Annotated in this window: 21 protein-coding genes; 3 read left to right on the top strand and 18 right to left on the bottom strand. The window is 73.0% G+C overall.

Annotated features, from left to right (window positions below):
* Positions 1–2: 2 nt before the first annotated feature.
* Positions 3–656, bottom strand: a complete 654-nt coding sequence (gene pyrR, locus C7M71_RS28455; RefSeq protein WP_111490720.1) for a bifunctional pyr operon transcriptional regulator/uracil phosphoribosyltransferase PyrR — start codon at positions 654–656, stop codon at positions 3–5.
* A gap of 326 nt (positions 657–982) precedes the next feature.
* On the opposite strand from pyrR, the gene bldD reads away from it, so the two are divergent.
* Complete coding sequence (bldD, locus tag C7M71_RS28450) at positions 983–1486, top strand: transcriptional regulator BldD (RefSeq protein WP_055588805.1); 504 nt, start codon at positions 983–985, stop codon at positions 1484–1486.
* Between the two features lie 161 nt (positions 1487–1647).
* Here the strand turns inward: bldD and nusB are convergent, their stop codons facing one another.
* The 16 genes from nusB to rpsD form a co-directional block, all read right to left on the bottom strand.
* Positions 1648–2085 carry a transcription antitermination factor NusB gene (nusB, locus tag C7M71_RS28445; RefSeq protein WP_111490719.1) on the bottom strand — a complete coding sequence of 146 codons (438 nt, stop codon included), beginning with the start codon at positions 2083–2085 and terminating at the stop codon, positions 1648–1650.
* Positions 2086–2087: 2 nt separating this feature from the next.
* Positions 2088–2654, bottom strand: a complete 567-nt coding sequence (gene efp, locus C7M71_RS28440) for an elongation factor P (RefSeq protein WP_111490718.1) — start codon at positions 2652–2654, stop codon at positions 2088–2090.
* A 69-nt stretch (positions 2655–2723) separates the two neighbouring features.
* Positions 2724–3833, bottom strand: a complete 1110-nt coding sequence (locus C7M71_RS28435; RefSeq protein ID WP_111490717.1) for a M24 family metallopeptidase — start codon at positions 3831–3833, stop codon at positions 2724–2726.
* A gap of 88 nt (positions 3834–3921) precedes the next feature.
* On the bottom strand, positions 3922–4731 hold the full coding sequence (locus C7M71_RS28430; RefSeq protein WP_229758978.1) for an AAA family ATPase: 810 nt from the start codon (positions 4729–4731) through the stop codon (positions 3922–3924).
* 185 nt (positions 4732–4916) lie between these two features.
* Positions 4917–5357, bottom strand: coding sequence for a type II 3-dehydroquinate dehydratase (aroQ, locus tag C7M71_RS28425; protein ID WP_111490715.1), 441 nt, complete (start codon positions 5355–5357; stop codon positions 4917–4919).
* Complete coding sequence (gene aroB / locus C7M71_RS28420) at positions 5354–6436, bottom strand: 3-dehydroquinate synthase (protein ID WP_111490714.1); 1083 nt, start codon at positions 6434–6436, stop codon at positions 5354–5356. The genes aroQ and aroB overlap by 4 nt, the downstream gene beginning before the upstream one ends.
* Entirely contained in the window at positions 6433–6915 is a 483-nt protein-coding gene (locus tag C7M71_RS28415; RefSeq protein WP_111490726.1) for a shikimate kinase, read from the bottom strand. The genes aroB and C7M71_RS28415 overlap by 4 nt, the downstream gene beginning before the upstream one ends.
* A gap of 65 nt (positions 6916–6980) precedes the next feature.
* Complete coding sequence (gene aroC, locus C7M71_RS28410) at positions 6981–8165, bottom strand: chorismate synthase (RefSeq protein ID WP_111490713.1); 1185 nt, start codon at positions 8163–8165, stop codon at positions 6981–6983.
* Positions 8166–8272: 107 nt separating this feature from the next.
* Positions 8273–9112 carry a shikimate dehydrogenase gene (locus C7M71_RS28405; protein WP_111490712.1) on the bottom strand — a complete coding sequence of 280 codons (840 nt, stop codon included), beginning with the start codon at positions 9110–9112 and terminating at the stop codon, positions 8273–8275.
* The gene (mltG, locus tag C7M71_RS28400; RefSeq protein WP_111490711.1) at positions 9109–10761 is read right to left on the bottom strand and encodes an endolytic transglycosylase MltG; all 1653 of its coding nucleotides are present in this window, start codon (positions 10759–10761) and stop codon (positions 9109–9111) included. Before mltG (C7M71_RS28400) ends, C7M71_RS28405 begins: the two co-directional genes overlap by 4 nt.
* Positions 10762–10922: 161 nt before the next feature.
* Positions 10923–12071 carry an endolytic transglycosylase MltG gene (mltG, locus tag C7M71_RS28395; RefSeq protein WP_229758977.1) on the bottom strand — a complete coding sequence of 383 codons (1149 nt, stop codon included), beginning with the start codon at positions 12069–12071 and terminating at the stop codon, positions 10923–10925.
* Between the two features lie 127 nt (positions 12072–12198).
* Positions 12199–12654, bottom strand: a complete 456-nt coding sequence (ruvX, locus tag C7M71_RS28390) for a Holliday junction resolvase RuvX (RefSeq protein WP_111490710.1) — start codon at positions 12652–12654, stop codon at positions 12199–12201.
* Complete coding sequence (alaS, locus tag C7M71_RS28385; protein ID WP_111490709.1) at positions 12654–15323, bottom strand: alanine--tRNA ligase; 2670 nt, start codon at positions 15321–15323, stop codon at positions 12654–12656. The genes ruvX and alaS overlap by 1 nt, the downstream gene beginning before the upstream one ends.
* Positions 15323–15787, bottom strand: coding sequence for a DUF6167 family protein (locus C7M71_RS28380; RefSeq protein WP_111490708.1), 465 nt, complete (start codon positions 15785–15787; stop codon positions 15323–15325). The genes alaS and C7M71_RS28380 overlap by 1 nt, the downstream gene beginning before the upstream one ends.
* Positions 15788–15795: 8 nt before the next feature.
* A complete protein-coding gene (locus tag C7M71_RS28375) occupies positions 15796–16287 on the bottom strand; it encodes a DUF948 domain-containing protein (RefSeq protein WP_111490707.1) in 492 nt (163 codons plus the stop codon).
* Between the two features lie 289 nt (positions 16288–16576).
* Positions 16577–17188, bottom strand: coding sequence for a 30S ribosomal protein S4 (rpsD, locus tag C7M71_RS28370; RefSeq protein ID WP_111490706.1), 612 nt, complete (start codon positions 17186–17188; stop codon positions 16577–16579).
* A 413-nt stretch (positions 17189–17601) separates the two neighbouring features.
* Between rpsD and C7M71_RS28365 the strand changes: the two genes are divergently transcribed.
* Together C7M71_RS28365 and C7M71_RS28360 are read left to right on the top strand one after the other, a co-directional pair.
* Positions 17602–18405, top strand: a complete 804-nt coding sequence (locus tag C7M71_RS28365; RefSeq protein ID WP_229758976.1) for a DUF2470 domain-containing protein — start codon at positions 17602–17604, stop codon at positions 18403–18405.
* A 145-nt stretch (positions 18406–18550) separates the two neighbouring features.
* Positions 18551–19855, top strand: a complete 1305-nt coding sequence (locus tag C7M71_RS28360) for an MFS transporter (RefSeq protein ID WP_111491223.1) — start codon at positions 18551–18553, stop codon at positions 19853–19855.
* 66 nt (positions 19856–19921) lie between these two features.
* Here C7M71_RS28360 and C7M71_RS28355 read toward each other — a convergent pair whose 3' ends face one another.
* Complete coding sequence (locus C7M71_RS28355) at positions 19922–21268, bottom strand: replication-associated recombination protein A (protein ID WP_111491222.1); 1347 nt, start codon at positions 21266–21268, stop codon at positions 19922–19924.
* Positions 21269–21331 lie beyond the last annotated feature (63 nt).

Below are 21331 nucleotides of genomic sequence, written 5' to 3'. Positions count from 1 at the left end.
TATTACTCCGGGAGGTGCGGTGCGGACGGCTGCTGGGCATCGGCGGCGGGCTCCTCGGCGGCGAGAGCCTGGGAGGAGCGGGCGGCGTAGTCGCGGTCGCCGACCAGGACGGCGTCGCCGCCGTCGGTCTCGGCGAGCTGGACCTTCACGGCCTCGCGCAGCGAGGTGGGCAGGTTCTTGCCCACATAGTCGGCGCGGATCGGCAGCTCGCGGTGGCCTCGGTCGACCAGTACGGCGAGTTGCACGGCGCGGGGCCGTCCGATGTCGTTCAGCGCGTCCAGGGCGGCGCGGATGGTCCGGCCGGAGAAGAGCACGTCGTCGACGAGGACGACGAGGCGGCCGTCGATGCCGCCGGGCGGGATCTCGGTGTGCTCCAGGGCCCGCGCGGGCTTCAGGCGCAGGTCGTCCCGGTACATGGTGATGTCGAGCGCGCCCAGCGGGATGTCCCGGCCGGTGATGGCGGCGAGCTTGGCGCGGAGCCGGCGGGCCAGATGGACGCCGCGGGTGTGGATGCCGAGCAGGACGACGTCCTCCGCGCCCTTGGCGCGTTCGACGATCTCATGCGCGATGCGGGTGATCACCCGGGCGATGTCGGACTCGTCGAGGACCTGGTGGGGGGCGCGCAGCGCGGCGCCCTCGTCATGGGATGCGGTCATGCCGAAGCGGACCTCCTTCCCCGCCTCACAGGACGGGCCTTAAAGGATGTCTGGAGTGGCCTCCGGGATCCCCGGGCAGGCCGTTGTCAACCGTACCAGGGCGGCTCCGAGGTCGGCGGAGGGGACCGGCCCGCTCGGTGAAGCCGCAGCTCAGAGGGGCGGAGCGGCGGAATCCACGGTCTCGCCCCCGCATATTCGCACGGCTGCCCCATTCGGCTTGACGAACGCATATTACTCTGCGTAACCTCACAGTGAGTTACGGACCGGGCATCGAACGGGCCAGCCGTACCGGTCAGTCACCATCTCTATCTTGTCCGGGGAGACCAATGTCCAGCGACTACGCGAAACAGCTCGGGGGCAAGCTCCGCGCGATCCGCACCCAGCAGGGCCTCTCCCTGCACGGCGTCGAGGAGAAGTCCCAGGGGCGCTGGAAGGCTGTGGTGGTCGGGTCGTACGAGCGCGGCGACCGCGCCGTGACCGTGCAGCGCCTGGCCGAGCTCGCCGAGTTCTACGGCGTGCCCGTACAGGAGCTGCTCCCCGGCAGCACCCCTGGCGGTGCCGCCGAGCCTCCGCCGCGCCTGGTGCTCGACCTGGAGCGCCTGGCGCAGGTCCCGTCGGAGAAGGCCGGTCCCTTGCAGCGCTACGCGGCGACCATCCAGAGCCAGCGCGGCGACTACAACGGCAAGGTCCTCTCCATCCGGCAGGACGACCTGCGCACCCTGGCCGTGATCTACGACCAGTCGCCGTCGATCCTGACCGAGCAACTGATCAGCTGGGGCGTGCTCAACCCTGACGCGCGCCGCGCCGTGCGCGAGGACGACTCCGTCTGACGCTCCCGGCACCGAGACGGCCGGGGCGGCCCGCAGGCGATCTGCGGGCCGCCCCGGCCGTCTGGCGTCGGCTCCCGGGGCAGCTGGGGGCGGACACGGCCGAAGGCCCGCTGCGGAACCCCGGGAGGGTTCCGCAGCGGGCCTTCGGGAGGCTGCGGCGGTCAGCGGCGCAGGGAGGGCTTGAGTTCCTTGAGCCGGCCGAGCAGGCCGTTGACGAACGCCGGGGACTCGTCGGTGGAGAACTCCTTGGCGATCTCGACCGCCTCGTCCAGGACGACCGCGTCCGGGACGTCGTCCTCCCAGATCAGCTCATAGGCGCCGAGCCGAAGGATGTTGCGGTCGGCGATGGGCATGCGGTCCAGGGTCCAGCCGACCGAGTAACCCGAGATGAGCTCGTCGATCCGAGCGGCGTGCTGCGCATACCCCTCGACCAGCCGCATCGTGTACTCACCCACCTGCGGGACGCCTTCGTCCGGCTTGGGCTCCCGCGCACGGCGCACCCAGTCGGCGAGGACGCCCTGCGGGTCGACGCCCCGGTGGTCGGCCTCGAAGAGGATCTGGAAGGCGCGCTGGCGGGCCTTGCTGCGTGCTGCGGACACGGTTAGCTGTTCACCCGGCCGAGGTAGCCGCCGTCGCGGGTGTCGACCTTGACCTTCTCGCCGGTGGTGATGAAGAGCGGCACGGCGATCTCGTAGCCGGTCTCCAGGCGGGCCGGCTTGGTGCCGCCGGTGGAGCGGTCGCCCTGCACACCGGGCTCGGTGTACTCGATCACCAGCTCGACGGAGGCCGGCAGCTCCACATAGAGCGCCTGGCCCTCGTAGATCGCCACGACGGCCTCGAAGCCCTCCAGGAGGTAGTTCGCGGCGTCGCCCACGACCTCCGGGCTGATCGGCATCTGCTCGAAGGTGTCCGTGTCCATGAACACGAAGTCGCTGCCGTCCTTGTACGAGAACTGCATACCGCGCTTGTCCACGGTGGCCGTCTCGACCTTGGTACCGGCGTTGAAGGTCTTGTCGACCACCTTGCCGGAGAGCACGTGCTTGAGCTTGGTGCGGACGAAGGCGCCGCCCTTGCCGGGCTTGACGTGCTGGAACTCGACGACAGACCAGAGCTGGCCATTGTCGAGCTTGAGCACCATGCCGTTCTTGAGGTCGTTCGTGGTCGCCACGGTCGCACTAACTCCTGCATATAGCTGTCAAGGAACCAAGGGTGTGTGGCCTGTCGGCCCCCTGCGGGATCACAGGGCGAGGAGCTCCTTGGTGGTGATGGTGAGCAGCTCGGGACCGCCCTCTCCGAGGGGGCGGACCACGAGTGTGTCCTCGATCCGGACACCGCCCCGACCCGGAAGGTGGACCCCCGGGCCGATGGTGACCGGCACACGAGCGTCCAGTTTACCCATGTCCCCGGGTCCGAGTCGCGGCTCCTCGGCGATCTCCAGTCCCACGCCGTGTCCGACCGGCCTCGGCGGGGCCTCCGTATGGCCTGCCGCCTGTAGCACCTCCCGCACCGCACGGTCCGCCTCATGGCAGGGAGTGCCTGGTTGCAGGGCCTCCCGACCGGCCCGCTGGGCGGCGAAGACCACCGCGTGCAGATCGATCTGCCACTGCGCCGGCGCGGTGCCGATCACAAAGGTCCGGGCGGCCGACGCGCCGTAGCCCCGGTAGCGGGCGCCCAGGGCGACGGTGAGGAAGTCGCCCTCCTCCACCCTGCGGTCGGTGGGCAGATGCCCGGCCAGGCCCGCGTGGGTCCCGGTGCCGATGGAGACCGGGAAGGCGGCGCAGTCCGCGCCGTGGTCCACCATCCGGCGCTCCAGCTCCATAGCCAGATGCCGCTCGGTCCGGCCCACCAGGATGGACTCCAGCAGCTCGCCCAGCGCCTGGTCGGCGATCTCGGCGGAGATCCGCAGGGCGGTGATCTCCTCCTCGTCCTTGACCAGGCGCAGCTGCTCCACCGCCCGGTCCAGGTCGGTGGGGCGTGCCGGGGCGGCGGCCTCGGCGACCGCCCGGTGGCGGGCGACCGTCAGGTCGTGCTCCTCCACCGCCAGCACCGCGACCCGGTAGCGGGCGGCGGCGGTGGCCGCCGACACCGCCGGGTCGGCGCCCGGCGGCACCTCCAGCCGCTGGACGTCCTCGGGCTGCTGGAGCAGCAGGCCCTCGGCGTCCTGCGGCACCTCCTCCGGTACGGCGAGCACCGCCCGGTCCCGGGTGAGCAGCAGCGCCGCCCCGTCCGGCTCGGCGCCCGTCAGGTACCACACGTTCGCCGGGCGGGTCACCAGCGCGGCGTCGGCGGCCAGGGCCCCGCACCTGTCCCGGAGGCGTTCACGACGGGCTGCGTGCACATCGGCCATGCAGGCAGCGTACGTGCGCGGGCTCCGGGCGGCCCGCCGTGCTGCGCCGTACCGGCGACTGCGGGCGGCTGCCGGGTGCTGCGGGCGGCTACCGGGGAGGGAGGCCCGCCAGCCGGGCGGCGATCACCTGGTCGAGGGCGGCGGCGGTGGCCTGGACGTCCAGCCGGCTGTTGTCGATGATCGGCAGCCCGGAGTTGTACCAGCCGGCCATCCGGCCGTGGATGCGGGCGACCTCCTCGTCGCCGAGCCGGCGGGTGCCGCTGCGGCGGGCGTTGCGGGCCAGCACCGACTCCAGGCCGGGCAGCAGCACCACCGGGATCACGCCGGGGCCGAGGTGGCGCTTCCAGCCGCCGAGGCCGATGGCGGGGCGGTCGGGGAAGACGGCGTCGTCGACGATGCAGGAGATGCCGTTGGCCAGGTAGTTGCGGCAGGCGAAGCCGCAGGTGCGGCGGGCCAGCCGGTACTGGGCCTCGGAGTGGTCGTTCCAGCCCGACTGGGGGTTGGCGAAGCCCGCCCGCACCCACTCGCGGACGTCGTCCAGGCTGATGTGGGCGGTCGGGGTGGTGCGCAGCTCGGCCCAGTGGCGGGCGACGGTGGTCTTGCCCGCCCCGGCCGGTCCGATCAGCAGCACCGCGATCGGCCCGGCCGGGGCATGCGGGTGCGGCCGGGCGGCGGGGGCGGGGAGCTGGGCGGCGGTGCCCGGCGGCAGCGGGAAGTGCCCGGTGGCCCCGGCCGGTACCGGGGGCGGGTGGGCACGGGGGGCTGCACCGCCGGGTGGTGGCCGGTCTGCGGGTACTGCGGCGGACGGGGCGGCTGCTGGGGTGCGGCTGCTGCTGCGGCTGCTGGGGGTGGGGGTGGGGCTGCTGCTGGGGGTGGTGCGGAGCAGGCCAGCCCGCACCCGGTCCGGCGGGCGGCAAGGGCGGTCGGCCCTGTGCTCCCGTGCCGTACGGGGTGGGCGGATGGGGGGGCGGTGGTGCTCCCCCGGCATGCTGCGTCACGGACACCTCCGGCGCGGACAATACACGCGGGCCCGGTGGCGGGCACAGTCCGCCACCGGGCCCGCGCCCGGGTACTGACGACAGGTCAGCCGCTGGTCAGCCCCTCGGCGAGGGCCCGCAGGGCCAGCTCGTAGGAGCCGATGCCGAACCCCGCGACGGTGCCGGAGGCGACCCCCGCGACCACCGAGGTGTGCCGGAACTCCTCGCGGGTGTACGGGTTGGAGATGTGCACCTCGATCAGCGGCGCGGTGCGCTGCGCGGCGGCGTCCCGCATCCCGTACGAGTAGTGCGTGAAGGCGCCGGGGTTGAGCACCACCGGGATCCGGCCGTCGGCGGCCTCGTGCAGCCAGCGGATCAGCTCGCCCTCGTCATTGGTCTCCCGGACCTCCACCTCCAGGCCCAGCTCCTTGCCCAGCGCGGTGCAGCGCTCGACCAGGCCCGCGTAGGAGGTGGAGCCGTAGACGTCCGGCTCGCGGCTGCCGAGGCGGCCGAGGTTGGGCCCGTTGATCACCAGGACGGCGGTCACCCGGCCACCTCCGCGTACGCGGCGACCAGCAGCGAGGGGTCGGGGGCCTCCAGCACGGCGGGCTTGCCCAGGCCGTCCAGCACGATGAAGCGCAGCATGTCCGCCCGCGACTTCTTGTCGATCTTCATGGCGTCCAGCAGCCGGGGCCAGGCGTCCGCGCGGTAGGTCAGCGGCAGGCCGACGGAGGCCAGTACGGCCCGGTGCCGGTCGGCGGTGGCGTCGTCCAGCCGCCCGGCGACCCGGCCCAGTTCGGCGGCGAAGACCATGCCGACGGAGACGGCGGCGCCGTGCCGCCACTTGTAGCGCTCATTGCGCTCGATGGCATGGCCCAGGGTGTGGCCGTAGTTGAGGATCTCGCGGCGGCCGGACTCCTTGAGGTCGCCGGAGACCACCTCGGCCTTCACCCGTACGGCCCGCTCGATCAGCTCCAGGGTGTGCGGACCGGCGGGGGTGGTGGCGCCCTGCGGGTCGGCCTCCACCAGGTCCAGGATGACCGGGTCGGCGATGAACCCGGCCTTGATCACCTCGGCCAGGCCGCTGATGTAGTCATGGCGCGGCACCGTCTCCAGGGTCGCCAGGTCGGCGAGCACCCCGGCGGGCGGGTGGAAGGCGCCGACCAGGTTCTTGCCCTCGGCGATGTTGATCCCGGTCTTGCCGCCGACCGCCGCGTCCACCATGCCCAGCAGGGTGGTGGGCATGGCGACCCAGCGCACCCCGCGCAGCCAGCTGGCGGCGACAAAGCCCGCCAGGTCGGTGGTGGAGCCGCCGCCGACGCCGACCACGGCGTCGCTGCGGGTGAAGCCGGTCTGGCCGAGCACCGACCAGCAGTACGCGGCGACCTCGGCGCTCTTGGCGTCCTCGGCGTTGGGCACCTGGAGGGCGATGGCCTCATAGCCCTGCGCCGCCAGGTCCTCGCGGATGGCCTCCCCGGTGGCGGCCAGCGCCTCGGGGTGGATCACCGCGACCCGCCGGGCCTTGGTGCCGAGCAGGCCGGGCAGTTCGCCGAGCAGGTGGCTGCCGACCAGGACGTCGTACGGGGCGTCCCCGCCGACGGGGATGCGGACAGGTGTGCCAGTCATACGGTCTTCAACTCCAGGGCTTCGAGGACGGCGTCGGCGACCTCGGCGGGCTCGCGGCCGTCGGTGGCGACCACGGCGCGGGCCACCTCCAGGTAGAGCGGGCGGCGGGCCTCCATCAGCTCGCGCCAGCGGGCCCGGGGGTTGATCGCCAGCAGCGGGCGGGGCGCGTCCAGTCCGACCCGCTTGACGCCGTCGTGCACGCCCACGTCGAGGAAGGCCACCGGGTGGGCGGCGAGCAGGGCCCGGGTCGCCGGGTCCAGGATCGCCCCGCCGCCGAGGGCCAGTACGCCCGGGTGAGCGGCCAGCGCGTCCCGTACGGCAGCCGCCTCCAGGGCGCGGAAGTGCTCCTCGCCGTGGTCGACGAAGATGTCGGGGATCGGCTGTCCGGCGCGCTGCTCGATGTCCTCGTCGGTGTCCCGGAAGGACACCCCTAGGTGTTCGGCGAGCAGCCGGCCGACGGTGGTCTTGCCTGCCCCCATGGGCCCCACCAGCACCACCAGCGGGGTGCCGGACGACGGGTTCTCGGTCACGGTCACAGCGCCCTTCAGCGGATGGTGAGGTGGTCCAGGTAGCCCTGGACATTGCGGCGGGTCTCGGCGACCGAGTCGCCGCCGAACTTCTCCGCCACCGCGTCGGCGAGCACCAGGGCCACCATGGCCTCGGCGACGATCCCGGCGGCGGGCACCGCGCAGACGTCGGAGCGCTGGTGGTGGGCCTTGGCGGGCTCGCCGGTGCGGACGTCCAGGGTGCCCAGGGCGCGGGGCACGGTGGCGATGGGCTTCATCGCGGCGCGGACCCGCAGCGGCTCACCGGTGCTCAGGCCGCCCTCGGTGCCGCCGGACCGGCCGGAGCGGCGGCGGATCCCCTCCGGGGTGGGCTCGATCTCGTCATGGGCCTGCGAGCCGGGTACCCGGGCCAGGTCGAAGCCGTCGCCAAGCTCCACGCCCTTGATGGCCTGAATGCCCATCAGCGCGGCGGCCAGCCGGGCGTCCAGGCGGCGGTCCCAGTGCACATGCGAGCCGAGGCCCGGCGGCACGTCGTACGCCAGCACCTCCACCACACCGCCGAGGGTGTCGCCGTCGGTGTGCGCCTGGTCGATCTCGGCGACCATCCGCTTGGAGGCGTCGGCGTCCAGGCAGCGCACCGGGTCCTCGTCCAGCCGGGCCTCGTCGGACGGCAGCGGCAGCACCCCGGCGGGGGCCTTGGCCGCGCCCAGCTCCACCACATGCGAGACCAGCTCGATCCCGGCGGTCTCCTTGAGGTAGGAGCGGGCCACGGTGCCGATGGCGACCCGCGCGGCGGTCTCCCGGGCGCTGGCGCGCTCCAGGATCGGCCGGGCCTCGTCGAAGCCGTACTTCTGCATGCCCGCCAGGTCGGCGTGCCCGGGGCGGGGCCGGGTCAGCGGCTCATTGCGGGCCAGCCCGGCCAGGATCTCGGGGTCCACCGGGTCGGCGGACATCACCTGCTCCCACTTGGGCCACTCGGTGTTGCCCACCATCACGGCCACCGGGGAGCCCAGGGTCAGCCCGTGCCGTACGCCGCCGAGGAAGGTCACCTCGTCGCGCTCGAACTTCATCCGCGCGCCGCGCCCATAGCCCAGCCGACGCCGAGCCAGCGCGTCCGCCACCATGTCCGTGGTGATCGGAACGCCGGCGGGCAGCCCTTCCAGCGTCGCGACGAGTGCGGGGCCGTGCGACTCCCCCGCCGTCAGCCAGCGCAACCTGCTCAACGGTGCTCCTTTGTCATCGGCCCGGCCGGGGCCGTCACAGCGCGTCCTCCCTCCGATCCTTTCACGTCGGGCAGGCGCTGCGGGGCACGGTCCGCTGTACGGACACGTCAGGAGCCGCCGGCGAGGGCCGCCTCCCCGGCGGCGCGCATGGCGGCGAGGGGGGCCGGGCGGATGCCGGTGAACCGCTCGCACTGGAGGACCGCCTGGTGGACCAGCAGGTCCAGGCCGCCCAGCACGGTGCCGCCGCGCTCGGCGCAGGCGGCGGCGAGCTTGGTGGGCCAGGGGTGGTAGAGCACGTCGAAGAGCGCGCCGGGCTCGGCGGGGACGGCGTGGGCGAGGGCGTCATTGGCGCCGGCCGGGGTGGTGGAGATGGTCAGCGGCGCGGCGAGCGCATCGGCGGCCCGCTCCCAGGGGGCGGTGCGGACGGCCACCCCGAGGCGGTCGCCGAGATCCCGCATCTGGGCGGCCCGCTCGGGGCTGCGGACATAGGCGGTGACCTCACCGGTGCAGATCCGGGCCAGCGCGGCCAGCGCGGAGGAGGCGGTGGCCCCGGCGCCCAGTACGGCGGCCTGCTCGACCCGGGTGATGCCGCGCTCGGCGAGGGCGGCGACCAGTCCGGGGATGTCGGTGTTGTCCCCGGTACGGCGGCCGTCGGCGGTGAAGACCACGGTGTTGACGGCGTCCACGGCCAGGGCGGTCTCGCTGACCTCGTCCAGCAGCGGGATCACCGCCCGCTTCAGCGGCATGGTGAGCGAGAGCCCGGCCCAGCCGTCGCCCTCGACGTCCAGCGAGGCCAGGAAGCCGGGCAGCGCGGCCTCGTCCACCTCATGGCGGCCGTAGCTCCAGCCGTCCAGGCCGAGCGCGGCATAGGCGGCGTTGTGCAGCACCGGCGAGAGCGAGTGCGCAATGGGCGAGCCGAGGACGGCCGCGCGACGGGAGGCGGTCATCCACTGGCCCCGTTCTTTGACAGCTCCTGCTTGAACAGTTCCACGTTCTTGTCGTGTTCCGCGCTGGTGGCTGCGAACCGGGTGTCGGTCGGCGTGATGGAGACGAAGTAGTACCAGGGGCCCGGGGTCGGGTTGAGCGCCGCCTGCAGCGCTTCCTCGCCGGGGTTGCTGATCGGCTGGGCGGGGAGCCCCGGGCGGTAGTACGTGTTGATGTCGCTCTTGTATGCGTGCATCTCCGCGGCACTGACATGCAGCGTCCGGTTGCCGCGTGCGTAGTTGTAGGTGGAGTCGAACTGGAGGAAGCCGTTGGTCTCGGTCTGGCCGGGCTTCAGCCGGTTGTAGACGACCCGGGAGATCTTGCCGAAGTCCTCGGAGTTGAGGCCCTCCGCCTGGACCAGGCTGGCGACGGTCAGCAGCTCGTAGGGCGACTTCAGACCGTCCTTCTTGTACCCGTCGGCGAAGCCCAGCTTGGTGAACTCGTCATTGGCCCGGCCGACCATCTGCTTGAGCAGGGCCAGCGGCTTGGTGTCCTTGCCCACCGGGTAGCGCGCCGGGAAGAGGAACCCCTCGGGATTGCCCTCCGCCCAGGAAGGCAGCCCGAGCGCCTTGACGTTGGCCTTGGCCGCCTTGGCGGTGGTGCCCTTGTTCAGCTTGAGCTTGGCGTCGATCATCGCGTAGATCTCGGTCGCGCGGCGGCCCTCCGGGATCAGCAGCACATTGCCGCCGGCCGACTCCACCAGGTACTTCACCGCTTCGGCCGCCGACATCTGCAACGGCATGGTGAAGAAGCCGGCCTGGATGTTCACGGCCTTCTTTTCGGCGGTGTACGCCTTCACAAAGGCGTCGACGCTCTTGACCACGCCGGCCTTCTTCAGCTCGACGCCCATCTGGGTGCCACTGGCGCCGTCCGGGATCTCGACCTGGACCGAGCCGGTGCCCTTGCCTGTGAAGTCCGGCGGCGGGCCGAAGTGGCCCTGGTAGAAGGTGTAGCCGTAGTAGCCGCCACCGCCGAGGATGCCGACCAGGACGAGGGAGACCACCAGGCAGGCGCCGCTGTTGCGGATGCCGGACTTCTTGCCCTGCTGCTTGCGGCGGCGCTCGGCGCCCCGGCTGTCGTCCTGGTCGCCGAAGAACGCGCCTTCGAGCTCCCCGTCCTCGGGCCGCTCCTCCTCCCAGGGCTCCTCCTGGGCCGGCTCGGCGGGCGGGGCGTCCAGGGCGGCGGCCTCGGCCTCCCAGTCGAAGCCGTCGTTCTGCGGCGGCTGCTGCTGGGGCTGGGGCTGCTGGGGCTGCTGCGGCGGCGGTGGGGTGCGCTGCGGCGGGGGCTGCTGCTGCGGATACTGCTGCGGCGGCGGCTGCTGGCCGGGGTACTGCTGCTGCGGATACTGCGGCTGCTGCCCGGTGGTGTAGGGGTCCTGCGGCTGCTGCCAGTTGCCCGGATACTGCTGCGGCGGCTGCTGACCGTACGGGTCGGGCTGCCACCCCTGCTGCTGACCGTGCCCCTGGCCCTGGCCCTGGCCCTGACCGTAGCCCCCGTACGAGGACTGCTGACCGTAGCCGCCCGGGACGCCACCCTGCGCGGGCACATCACCGTACAGCGGGTCTCCCGCGTTCCACGGCTGGGAGCCGTACCCCCGCCCCAGGTCAGTCATCGATCCCCTTATACCGACGGACACGGTCGGCATCCCCGCCGACCGTCCGGGACGACGTCCCGTGCTCCAGCTCGAACCGGCGTACTAGCCAAACCAGACTGCTGGGAGACGTTACCGTACCGCAACCGGGTGAACGCAGGGTACGGCGGTACGGAACCGGCTCAGTGCGCCCCCGACCCCGGTGAGCTGCTGTGTTGCTGCTGGTAGCGGTTGAATTCCGCAACGTTGCGCTGCTGCTCGCGGTAACTGTCCGTGAAACGCGTATCGCCCGGCTTGACGGTCACAAAGTAGAGCCACTTCCCCGGGGTGGGGTGCAGCGCGGCCCGGATCGCGGCATGGCCGGGGTTGCCGACGGGGGTCGGCGGGAGGCCGGGGTGCAGATAGGTGTTGTACGGGGTCTCGATCCTGGTGTCCTCGTGGGTGGTGTCCAGGGTGGTGCGGCCCAGCGCGTAGTTGAGCGCGGAGTCCAGCTGGAGCGGCATGCCCCGGTCCAGCCGGTTGCGGATCACCCGGGCCACCTTGCCGAAGTCGGCCGGCGCCTGGGCCTCGGCCTGCACCAGGCTGGCCATGACGACCACCTGGTACGCGGCGGTGCCGGTGCCGATGGCGTCCGCGGCGTACTCGGTCCTCGCCTGGGCGACCATCGTGCGCAGCAGCGCCTCGGCGGAGGTGACCTTGGCGACGCTGTACCGGGCGGGGAAGAGGAACCCCTCCAGCCGGCCGCCGGCGTACGGGGGCAGGCCGAGCGAGGCGGGGTCGCGGCGGGCCTCGGCGGCGGCGGAGCCGGGGCGGAGGCCGAGCCGGGTGTCGATCGCCGCGAAGATCTGGGCGGCCCGCAGCCCCTCGGGGATCACCAGCCCGCCGGCGTTGGCCGGGTCGGTGAGGATGGACAGCGCCGACCGGGCGGACATCCGGCGGTGCATGGCGTAGTCGCCGGGCTGGATGGAGACGGCTTTGGGGTCGCTCATCGCGGCCCGGGTGAACGCCTGGACGCTGGCCACCACGCCCCCGTCCAGCAGCAGGCGGCCGATCTGGGTGAGGTTGGCCCCCTGGGGGACGTCGACCCGGACGGCCCCGGTGCCGCTCCCGGCGTAGTCGGCGGGGGCGGGGACCTGCCGTCCGGTCCACCAGCCGCGCAGCAGCAGGCCGCCGATGGTGAGCATGACGGCCAGCAGCACAGTGGTGATGGCGCAGGCCAGTCCGGTGCGGCGGCGGTGGTAGGGGTCGGGTCCCTGGTCCGGGATGGCGCGCTCCGCCAGTGCGTCGATGGGGCCGGGGTACGGCTCCCCGGTCGAGTCCTGGTCGGTCATGGGGCCCCTCACCGGCGGGCCCGGGCGCGGGGCCCGGGGCGGAATGTGCGAGGGGCCTGCCGGTCGCCGGACGGATGCCCGGACGGCTCAGCAGGCCCCTTGCGGTGAGGCTAGGCAGGGGTGGTGGTCAGCTCGGCTCGACACTCTCACCGGGCGGGTTGCCGCTCACCCGTTCGGCCTCCAGGGCGCTCTGCAGGATCACCACGGCGGCGGCCTGGTCGATCACCGAGCGGCCCTTCTTGGACTTCACGCCGGAGGCGCGCAGGCCGTGGGTGGCGGTGACGGTGGACATCCGCTCGTCGACCAGCCGCACCGGTACGGGGGCGACCAGCGCGGCGAGCCCGCCGGCGAAGGTGCGCACCTTGGCGGCGGCGGGCCCCTCCTTGCCGCTGAGCGAGCGGGGCAGCCCGACGACCACCTCGATCGCCTCGTACTCGGCGACGATCGCGGCGATCCGGGCGCGGGCCTTGCCGCCTGCGGGAACGGTCTCCACGGGGGTGGCGAGGAGCCCGTCGGGGTCGCAGGAGGCGACCCCGATCCGGGCGTCCCCGACGTCCACGGAGATCCGCCGGCCCCGGCGCATCAGGAGGCGCGCTCGGCGACCAGGCGGCGGACCGCCTCGATCGCCTCGTCCACGGCGGCCGGGTCGGTGCCGCCGCCCTGGGCGACATCGTCCTTGCCGCCACCGCCGCCGCCGAGGGTCTTGGCGGCGGTGCGGACCAGTTCACCGGCCTTGATGCCGCGCTCGCGGGCGGCCTCGCTGGTGGCGATCACGGTGAGCGGGCGGCCGTTCGCCACGGTGAAGGCGGCGACCACGGCGGGCCGGGAGCCCAGTCGGCCGCGCACATCCAGGACCAGCTTGCGCAGGTCGTCGGCGCCGGTGCCGTCCGGGACGCGGGCGGCGACCAGGGCGGTGCCGTGGATGGACTCGGCGGATTCGGCGAGTCCGGCGGCGGCGGCGAGCACCTTCTCGGCGCGGTACCGCTCGATCTCCTTCTCGGCGTCCTTGAGCTTGGCGAGCATGCCGGAGATCTTCTCCGGCAGCTCCTCCGGGCGGCCCTTGACCAGCTCGGTGAGCTGGGAGACCACGGTGTGCTCGCGGGCCAGGAACCGGTAGGCGTCCACCCCGACCAGCGCCTCGACGCGGCGCACCCCGGCGCCGATGGAGGACTCGCCGAGCAGCTTCACCAGGCCCAACTGGGCGGTGTTGGCGACATGGGTGCCGCCGCACAGCTCCTTGGAGAAGTCACCGATGGTGACCACCCGGACCGCGTCGCCGTACTTCTCGCCGAACATGGCGATGGCGCCCTGCTTGCGGGCCTCGTCCATGGTCATCACCTCGGCGGTGACGTCCAGTTCGCGGGCCAGCACCTCGTTGATCTTCTGCTCGACGTCGGTGAGCACCGAGCCGGGTACGGCGGCCGGCGAGCCGAAGTCGAAGCGGAAGCGCCCCGGGGCGTTCTCGGACCCGGCCTGGGCGGCGGTGGGGCCGAGCGCGTCGCGCAGCGCCTGGTGGGTGAGGTGGGTGGCGGAGTGGGCGCGGGAGACGGAGCGGCGGCGGTCCACGTCGATCTGCGCGTACGCGGCCGAGCCGAGCACCACCTCGCCGACCAGCACCGAGCCCTTGTGCACGGTGACGCCGGGCACCGGCTGCTGGACGTCGCGGACCTCGACCACGGCGCCGGAGTCGAAGCGGATGCGGCCGTGGTCGGCGAGCTGGCCGCCGCCCTCGGCGTAGAAGGGGGTGCGGTCCAGTACGACCTCGACCTCGTCGCCCTCGTGGGCGGCGGGGGCGGAGGCGCCGTCGACCAGCAGGCCGACCACGGCGGCCTCGCCGCTGGTGTCGGTGTAGCCGGTGAAGGCGGTGGCCCCGGCGCGGTCGGCGACCTCGCGGTAGGCGGAGACATCGGCGTGGCCGTGCTTCTTGGCCCTGGCGTCGGCCTTGGCGCGGTCGCGCTGCTCCTTCATCAGGCGGCGGAAGCCCGCCTCGTCCACGGTGAGGCCCTGCTCGGCGGCCATCTCCAGGGTGAGGTCGATGGGGAAGCCGTAGGTGTCGTGGAGCTGGAACGCCTTGTCACCGGCCAGCACCGTGCTGCCGGCGCCGCGCGCCTCGGAGACGGCGGTGTCCAGGATGGTGGTGCCGGTCCGCAGGGTCTGGAGGAAGGACGCCTCCTCGGCGGCGGCCACCGTCTCGATCCGCTTGCGGTCCTCGTGGAGCTCCGGGTACTGCGGGCCCATCGCCTCGATGGTGACGTCGACCAGCTGGAGGGCGACCGGCTGGGTGGCGCCGAGCAGCCGCATATTGCGGATGGCACGGCGGAAGATGCGGCGCAGCACATAGCCCCGGCCCTCGTTGCCGGGGGTGACGCCGTCGCTGATCAGCATCACGGCGGTGCGGATGTGGTCGGCGATGACGCGCAGCGAGATGTCGGACTTCTGACCGGCGCCGTAGCGGTGGCCGGTGAGCTCACCGGCCCGGCCGAGGATCATCCGGGTGGTGTCGATCTCGTAGATGTTGTCGACGCCCTGGAGGACGGCGGCGAGCCGCTCCAGGCCGAGGCCGGTGTCGATGTTCTTGCTCGGCAGGTCGCCAAGGATCTCGAAGCCGTCCTTGCCGTCGCCGGCGCCCCGCTCGTACTGCATGAAGACCAGGTTCCAGATCTCCAGGTAGCGCTCGTCGTTGACGGCCGGGCCGCCCTCCACGCCGTAGGCCGGGCCCCGGTCGTAGTTGATCTCGGAGCAGGGGCCGCAGGGGCCGGGGACGCCCATCGACCAGAAGTTGTCCTTCATGCCGAGGCGCTGGATGCGCTCGGCCGGGACGCCGACGACGTCGCGCCAGATCTTCTCGGCCTCGTCGTCGTCCTGGTAGACGGTGATCCAGAGCTTCTCCGGCTCCAGGCCGAAGCCGCCGTCCGCGACGGGAGTGGTGAGCAGCTCCCACGCGTAGGTGATGGCGCCTTCCTTGAAGTAGTCGCCGAAGGCGAAGTTCCCGCACATCTGGAAGAAGGTGCCGTGGCGGGTGGTCTTGCCGACCTCTTCGATGTCGGGGGTGCGGACGCACTTCTGCACGCTGGTGGCGCGGCTGAAGGGCGGCTTGACCTCCCCGAGGAAGTAGGGCTTGAACGGCACCATGCCTGCGGGCACCAGCAGCAGCGTCGGGTCGTCGGCGACCAGGGATGCCGACGGAACGACGGTGTGGCCGCGCTCCTCGAAGAAGCGCAGCCAGCGGCGGCGGATCTCTGCCGACTCCATCAGTGGTCCTTCCGGTTGTGGGTGCTGCCCCTGCGCGGGCGTCGGCCGCGCAGTCCTGCCTCGCGGGGATCGGATGTCGTTTCGAGGGCGGCGGGTGTCTGTCGGTTCTGCTGGGGGGCGAGGCGGCGTACCGGGCCGGCTCCGGGCAGGCCCGGGGCCGGCGCGATAGCTCGGTACTCGACCGCCGGCTCGCGCGGTGCGGCCGGTGCCCGCCGGGGCGGCGGGGCCGGGAGTACGGCGCTGCCGTCCAGGCCCAGGTCGGTGCGGAGTTCCCGTTCGCGCTCGGCCATGCCGGCCCGTACCTCGCCGGTGAACTGCCGGACCGCGTCGCCGAGGTCGAGGGCGCCGCGGGCGGCGGTGCCGGCCAGGCCGGTCGGGGTGAGGCGGCGGGCGGCGTCGTTGGCCTTGCTCATGGCCCAGACGGTGGCGCCGGCGCCGACCGCCATCCAGAAGATGCGTCGCACGGTCTCTGTCAGCCCCTCACGGCTCGCCGGATGCGGGAGGCCAGCCCGCCCCGCCGGGGGGCGGTGGCCGCCCGGACCTCGGCCCGGACGATGGCGGCGATGGCCTCGCGGTCGCCCTGCGGGGCCGTTCTCAGGGCTGCCGTGCCCGCCACGCCCTGCTGCCGCGCCACGGCCCGCCGTACGCCGTAGCTGAAGGCGGCGACCTTCACCAGCGGGCCGCCGAGGGTGGCCGCGACGGTGGAGGAGAGTGCCTGGGCGTTGGCCGCGGCATCCTGGACGTTGGCGGTGATCTCGTCGACCCGGTCCAGCTGCTGCTGGGCGTCGGCCAGCGCGGCCGAGGCGTCCTCCAGCAGCGGTACGGCCTGCTCGGAGACCCCTCTGACGAGCGTAGTGGTTTCCTTGAGGACCCGGGAGAGCCGCACCAGCACCACGGCGAGCAGGGTCACGAGGACGGCCCAGAAGACGGCCACGATCAGGCCGGCCATCTCTCCCACGGACACCTTGCGTGCTCCCTCGTATGCTGCGTCGGCTGCTGGGGCCGCCCTGGCCGGGGCCCCGTCGCGGCGGGGACCGGCGGTGCGCGGAACGGTCGGGCGCACACCTTGGGCCGCAGGGCAGAACCCTATCGCGCCGCTGCCCGCATTCCCGACGCGTTATCGCCGGTACGGGCCCCGCCGCGCACCCGTGGCGCCCGGCCGGAAGGGTCCGGGGCCGGGAAACGGCCGAGCCCCCGCAGCACGGGGTGCTGCGGGGGCTCGGTTCCGCGTACGACGAGTGACGTCCCGCGCGTCAGCGCGAGTAGTACTCGACGACCAGCTGCTCGTCGCAGATCACGGGGACCTCACGACGCTGCGGGTCGCGGTCCAGGCGGAAGGCCAGGGCCTTGAGGTTGACCTCGAGGTACTTCGGGGTCTGGCCCTCGCCGGCGTAGCCACCCTCACGGGCCACCTGGAAGGGGTGCTTCTCCTTGCTGCGGTCACGCACGGTGACGACGTAGCCGGGCTTCACCTGGAACGAGGGCTTGTTGACCTTGCGGCCGTTGACCTCGATGTGGCCGTGCACGACCATCTGGCGGGCCTGGTAGATCGTCCGGGCGATCCCGGAACGCAGCACCAGGGCGTCCAGCCGGCGCTCCAGCTCGACGATCAGCGCCTCACCGGTCTTGCCCTCGACCTTGCGGGCGCGGTCGAAGGCACGGGAGAGCTGGGTCTCGCTGAGGTCGTACTGGGCGCGCAGGCGCTGCTTCTCGAGCAGACGGACCTTGTAGTCGCTGCTCTGCTTGCGTCCACGGCCGTGCTGGCCCGGCGGGTAGGGGCGGGCCTCGAAGTACTTGACGGACTTCGGGGTCAGCGGGATACCCAGCGCGCGGGCGATCCGGACCTTGGGACGTGCCTGGTTCACTGTTGAACCGAACCTCTCTGTTGTGACTGGCTCACCGGTGTTGAGGAGGTCGCCTGCCGCGGTCCGGAAAAACCCGTCCCCGCCGTGGCGGAGGGGGTCAGCCGCTTCCCGGTCCGGAGCCCGCACCGGTGCGCACGAGATGCCCACCGCCTGATGGTGGTGGGCTGCCCGCGACACAGGGACGTGCGCGACGCTCCTGGAGGCACCGCACCCGAGGGGGCGGCGCTCCGGCCGACGGTCCCGCTGGTGACGCCGGTGGACGGCCCGGTCTCCCGGGAGTCCTCCGTGCACGGGACGTGGCACTTCACGCCATTGTACGGGTCCCGGACGGCCGCTTCCGACCAGGGGCGGGGTTTCCGTGACGGCCCCTTTGATTTAGGTTAGCCTCACCTAAGTCGACCCGAGGAGGAGCGATGCCGCACCCCGGAGAGCCGAGCCCGTCCCCCTGCCCCGCCGAACGTGCCCGCACCCTGGTCGAGCACGCCTCGTCGGCGGCCGTCGAGATCCCCGGGCTCGACCTGCTCGCCCGCCCCTGCCCGCCGTTCCCGCTCGTCCGCACGGTGCTGCCGGACGGCGATGTGCTGCTGCTGGCACCCGCCGACTCCCCCGCCGCCCGGCATGCGGCACACGACCGCGACGGCGGCCTGCGGGCGCTACTGGAGGCGGTGGACGTCGCCCCGGTGGCGGTGCGCCACCGCATCCGCGGCCGGGCCTGGGCCGGCGGACTGCTCCGCCCGGTACCCGCCGACCGGCTCGCCGGCCATGCGCGGCTGCTGGCCCGGCGGCACCCCTCCGTCGGCACGCTCGGCCTGGAGGAGGCCGCCGCGTCGTACAGCGGGCGGGTGGCATGGCGGCTGCTTCTGCTGGAGGTCGAGCGGGTGCTGGTCGACGACCTCTGGGGCACCGCCCAGGCAGGCGGCGAGGACTTCGCGGCGGCCACCCCCGACCCGCTGGCCGAGTACGAGGCGGACCTGCTCCAGCACCTCGCCGCCTCGCACCCCGACCAGCTGCGACTGCTGGGAGCCCTGGTGGCCGACCGGCTGCCCGGCTCGCACCCGGAGGTGGTGCCCATCGCGCTCGACCGCTACGGGCTGCGGGTGCGCTTCCTGGACGAGGAGCGGTTCATCGATGTGCGCTTCGACTTCGACCGGGCGGTGGAGGCACCCGAGCAGTTGCGCACCGCGATGCACCGGATTCTGCACCGCGCCACCCTCTAGGCATCCACCCTCCGGACGTCCAACTCCAGGCGCCCAACCCCTGGACATCCAGCCCCGCACACGATGAAATTCGTCCACTGACGATCTTCCAGATTTGCCATGTACACTCCAAGTCTCTTCCGGGGCACTACGGGGGTACACAGGCATGTCCGAAGAGGTCGCTCAGACCACTGTCCAGAGCCGCCCGCCCGGCGATCAGGACGACGCAGCCGTCCGCCGGAGCGACTTCCGGCTGCTGTGGACCGGGGAGACCGTCAGCGCGCTGGGCACCGGCATCAGCGGGGTGGCGATCTCCCTCATCGCGGTCAGCACACTCCAGGCGTCCACCTTCATGGTGGGGCTGGTCAGGGCCGCCACCTGGCTGCCCTGGCTGCTGATCGGCCTGCCTGCCGGGGTGTGGATCGACCGGCTGTCCCGGCGGCGGACCATGCTGACCTGCGATGTCGTCGCCCTGCTGCTGCTGCTCAGCGTGCCCGTCGCGGCTGCGGCCGGGGTGCTGGGCATCGCGCAGGTGGTGGCGGTGGCGCTGGGCGTCGGCGCCTCCTCCGTCTTCTTCACCGCCGCCTACCAGGCGTATCTGCCGACCCTGGTCCCCAAGGAGGGCCTCTCTGCGGCCAATGCGAAGCTCCAGAGCAGCAACCAGGTGGCCGGTGTCGCCGGGCCGGGCGCCGGCGGTCTGATCTCCCAGTCGATCGGCGCCGCGGGCGGCATGCTCGCCGACGCGGCCTCCTTCGCGGTCTCCGCCGTCTGCCTGATGCGGATCCGCACCCCCGAGGTCCGGCCCACCGGGGAGCGCCCGCGCCGCAACCTGCGGGCCGAGATCGCCGAGGGCGTCCACTTCGTGGTGCGCGACCCCTATCTGCGGGTCCTCACCGTCGCCGGTGCGGTGGACAACCTCACCTGGACCTCCTCGATGACCCTGTATGTCGTCTACCTGGTCCGTGACCTGCATGTCGCGCCGGGCCTGGTGGGCGTGCTGACCGCCGCCGACAGCCTCGGCGGCATCCTCGGGGCGCTGCTGGTCACCCGGGTCGCCTGCCGCTTCGGCACCGCCCACGGCATGCTGCTGGCCGCCCTCGGAACCGCGCCCTTCACCCTGCTGATCCCGATGGCCGGCCCCGGCCCGCGACTCTGCCTCTTCGCCCTGGGGCTGATGGTGGCGGGCGCCGGCATGGCCGTCTGCAACGTCCTCTCCAGCGGCTTCCGGCAGGCGTATGTGCCGCAGTACATCCTCGGCCGGGTCTTCGCCAGCACCCGGGTCCTCCAGTTCGGGATCATCCCGGTGGCGGCGGTGCTCGGCGGCACCCTCGGCACCGTGCTGGGCGTCCGCCACTCGCTCTGGCTGACCCTGGTCGTCGGGGTGCTGGCCAAGTCCCTCCGGCTGCTCGGGCCCATCCGCACCCAGCGGGACCTGCCCACCTCGCTGCCGTCCCCGGCGGCCGTCCACTGACCACCCCGGCCCCGGCCGCCGGTCCCGTCGGCGGTCGGTCCCGTCGGCGGTCGGTCCCGTCGGTCGTCACTCCCCGTCGAGCTTGCCCCGCACCCGCTCCGCGACCTCCGCATAGCGGGCCTCGGTCCCGTACCGGGTGGGCCGGTAGTAGCGCCGCCCATGGATCGCGTCGGGGGCGTACTGCTGGGCCGCGATGCCGCCGGGAAGGTCGTGCGGGTACTGGTAGCCCTGGCCGTGGCCGAGCTTCTGGGCGCCCCCGTAGTGGGCGTCGCGCAGATGGGCGGGGACCGGTCCGGCGAGCCCCTTGCGGACATCGGCCAGAGCGGCGTCGATGGCCAGATAGGCCGCGTTGGACTTGGGCGCCAGGGCCAGGGCGATCACCGCCTGGGAGAGGGTGATCCGGGCCTCGGGGAAGCCGATCAGCTGCACCGCCTGCGCAGCCGCGACCGCCGTCTGCAATGCGGTCGGATCGGCCAGGCCGATGTCCTCGCTGGCGGAGATCATCAACCGCCGGGCGATGAACCTCGGGTCCTCCCCCGCCTCCACCATCCGGGCCAGGTAGTGCAGAGCCGCGTCCACGTCGCTGCCCCGGATGGACTTGATCAGGGCGCTCGCCACGTCGTAGTGCTGGTCGCCGTCCCGGTCGTAGCGGACGGCCGCCCGGTCCACCGCCGTCTCGGTGGTGGCCAGGCCGATCTCGGACTCGCCCTTGGCGAGGGCCGCGCCGGCCGCCGCCTCCAGGGTGGTCAGCGCCCGGCGGGCGTCGCCCCCGGCCAGCCGCACCAGATGCTGCTCCGCGTCCTCCGCCAGGGTCAGCGCGCCGCCGAGCCCCCGCTCGTCGGCGACCGCCCGGTGCAGCAGCCCCCGGATGTCGTCGTCGGTCAGCGACTCCAGGGTGAGCAGCAGCGAGCGGGAGAGCAGCGGCGAGATCACCGAGAAGTAGGGGTTCTCGGTGGTGGCCGCGATCAGGGTGACCCAGCGGTTCTCCACGGCCGGCAGCAGGGAGTCCTGCTGGGCCTTGGAGAAGCGGTGGATCTCGTCCAGGAAGAGCACCGTCTCGCGGCCGGAGGCGCCGACCTCGCGGCGGGCGCTCTCGATGACGGCGCGGACCTCCTTCACCCCGGCGGTGATGGCGGAGAGCTCCACGAAGCGGCGGTCGGTGGCCCTGCTGATCACATACGCCAGGGTGGTCTTGCCGGTGCCGGGCGGCCCCCAGAGGATCACCGAGGAGGTGGCGGCCGGGCCCCGGGCGGTGGCCACCAGCCGCCGCAGCGGCGACCCCTCGCCCAGCAGATGCCGCTGCCCGGCGACCTCGTCCAGGGTGCGCGGCCGCATCCGTACGGCCAGCGGTGCCCGACCGGGCTCTCTGGCCTGGCGTTCCTCGGCTGCTGCGGTAAACAGATCGGGCTCCACGGCTCGCCAGCCTACGTCACGGACGTCGGCGGCCCTTCGGGTGGCAAGCCCTCGGACATGGGG

Origin of the sequence: Peterkaempfera bronchialis, assembly GCF_003258605.2 — a bacterium.
In the GTDB taxonomy this organism is placed as follows: Bacteria; Actinomycetota; Actinomycetes; order Streptomycetales; family Streptomycetaceae; genus Peterkaempfera; species Peterkaempfera bronchialis.
Note: the sequence above shows the minus strand (reverse complement) of the source record. Positions and strands in the feature narration are given on the sequence as shown.

What these genes read in the sequence shown, in the direction of transcription:
- bldD (WP_055588805.1), top strand. Translation starts at nt 983, where the DNA reads ATGTCCAGCGACTACGCGAAACAGCTCGGGGGCAAGCTCCGCGCGATC.
- alaS (WP_111490709.1), bottom strand. Translation starts at nt 15,323, where the DNA reads ATGGAGTCGGCAGAGATCCGCCGCCGCTGGCTGCGCTTCTTCGAGGAG.
- pyrR (WP_111490720.1), bottom strand. Translation starts at nt 656, where the DNA reads ATGACCGCATCCCATGACGAGGGCGCCGCGCTGCGCGCCCCCCACCAG.
- C7M71_RS28360 (WP_111491223.1), top strand. Translation starts at nt 18,551, where the DNA reads ATGTCCGAAGAGGTCGCTCAGACCACTGTCCAGAGCCGCCCGCCCGGC.
- ruvX (WP_111490710.1), bottom strand. Translation starts at nt 12,654, where the DNA reads ATGCGCCGGGGCCGGCGGATCTCCGTGGACGTCGGGGACGCCCGGATC.
- C7M71_RS28405 (WP_111490712.1), bottom strand. Translation starts at nt 9,112, where the DNA reads ATGACCGCCTCCCGTCGCGCGGCCGTCCTCGGCTCGCCCATTGCGCAC.
- mltG (WP_111490711.1), bottom strand. Translation starts at nt 10,761, where the DNA reads ATGACTGACCTGGGGCGGGGGTACGGCTCCCAGCCGTGGAACGCGGGA.
- aroB (WP_111490714.1), bottom strand. Translation starts at nt 6,436, where the DNA reads ATGACTGGCACACCTGTCCGCATCCCCGTCGGCGGGGACGCCCCGTAC.
- mltG (WP_229758977.1), bottom strand. Translation starts at nt 12,071, where the DNA reads ATGACCGACCAGGACTCGACCGGGGAGCCGTACCCCGGCCCCATCGAC.
- C7M71_RS28415 (WP_111490726.1), bottom strand. Translation starts at nt 6,915, where the DNA reads ATGGGGGCAGGCAAGACCACCGTCGGCCGGCTGCTCGCCGAACACCTA.
- C7M71_RS28435 (WP_111490717.1), bottom strand. Translation starts at nt 3,833, where the DNA reads ATGGCCGATGTGCACGCAGCCCGTCGTGAACGCCTCCGGGACAGGTGC.
- C7M71_RS28365 (WP_229758976.1), top strand. Translation starts at nt 17,602, where the DNA reads ATGCCGCACCCCGGAGAGCCGAGCCCGTCCCCCTGCCCCGCCGAACGT.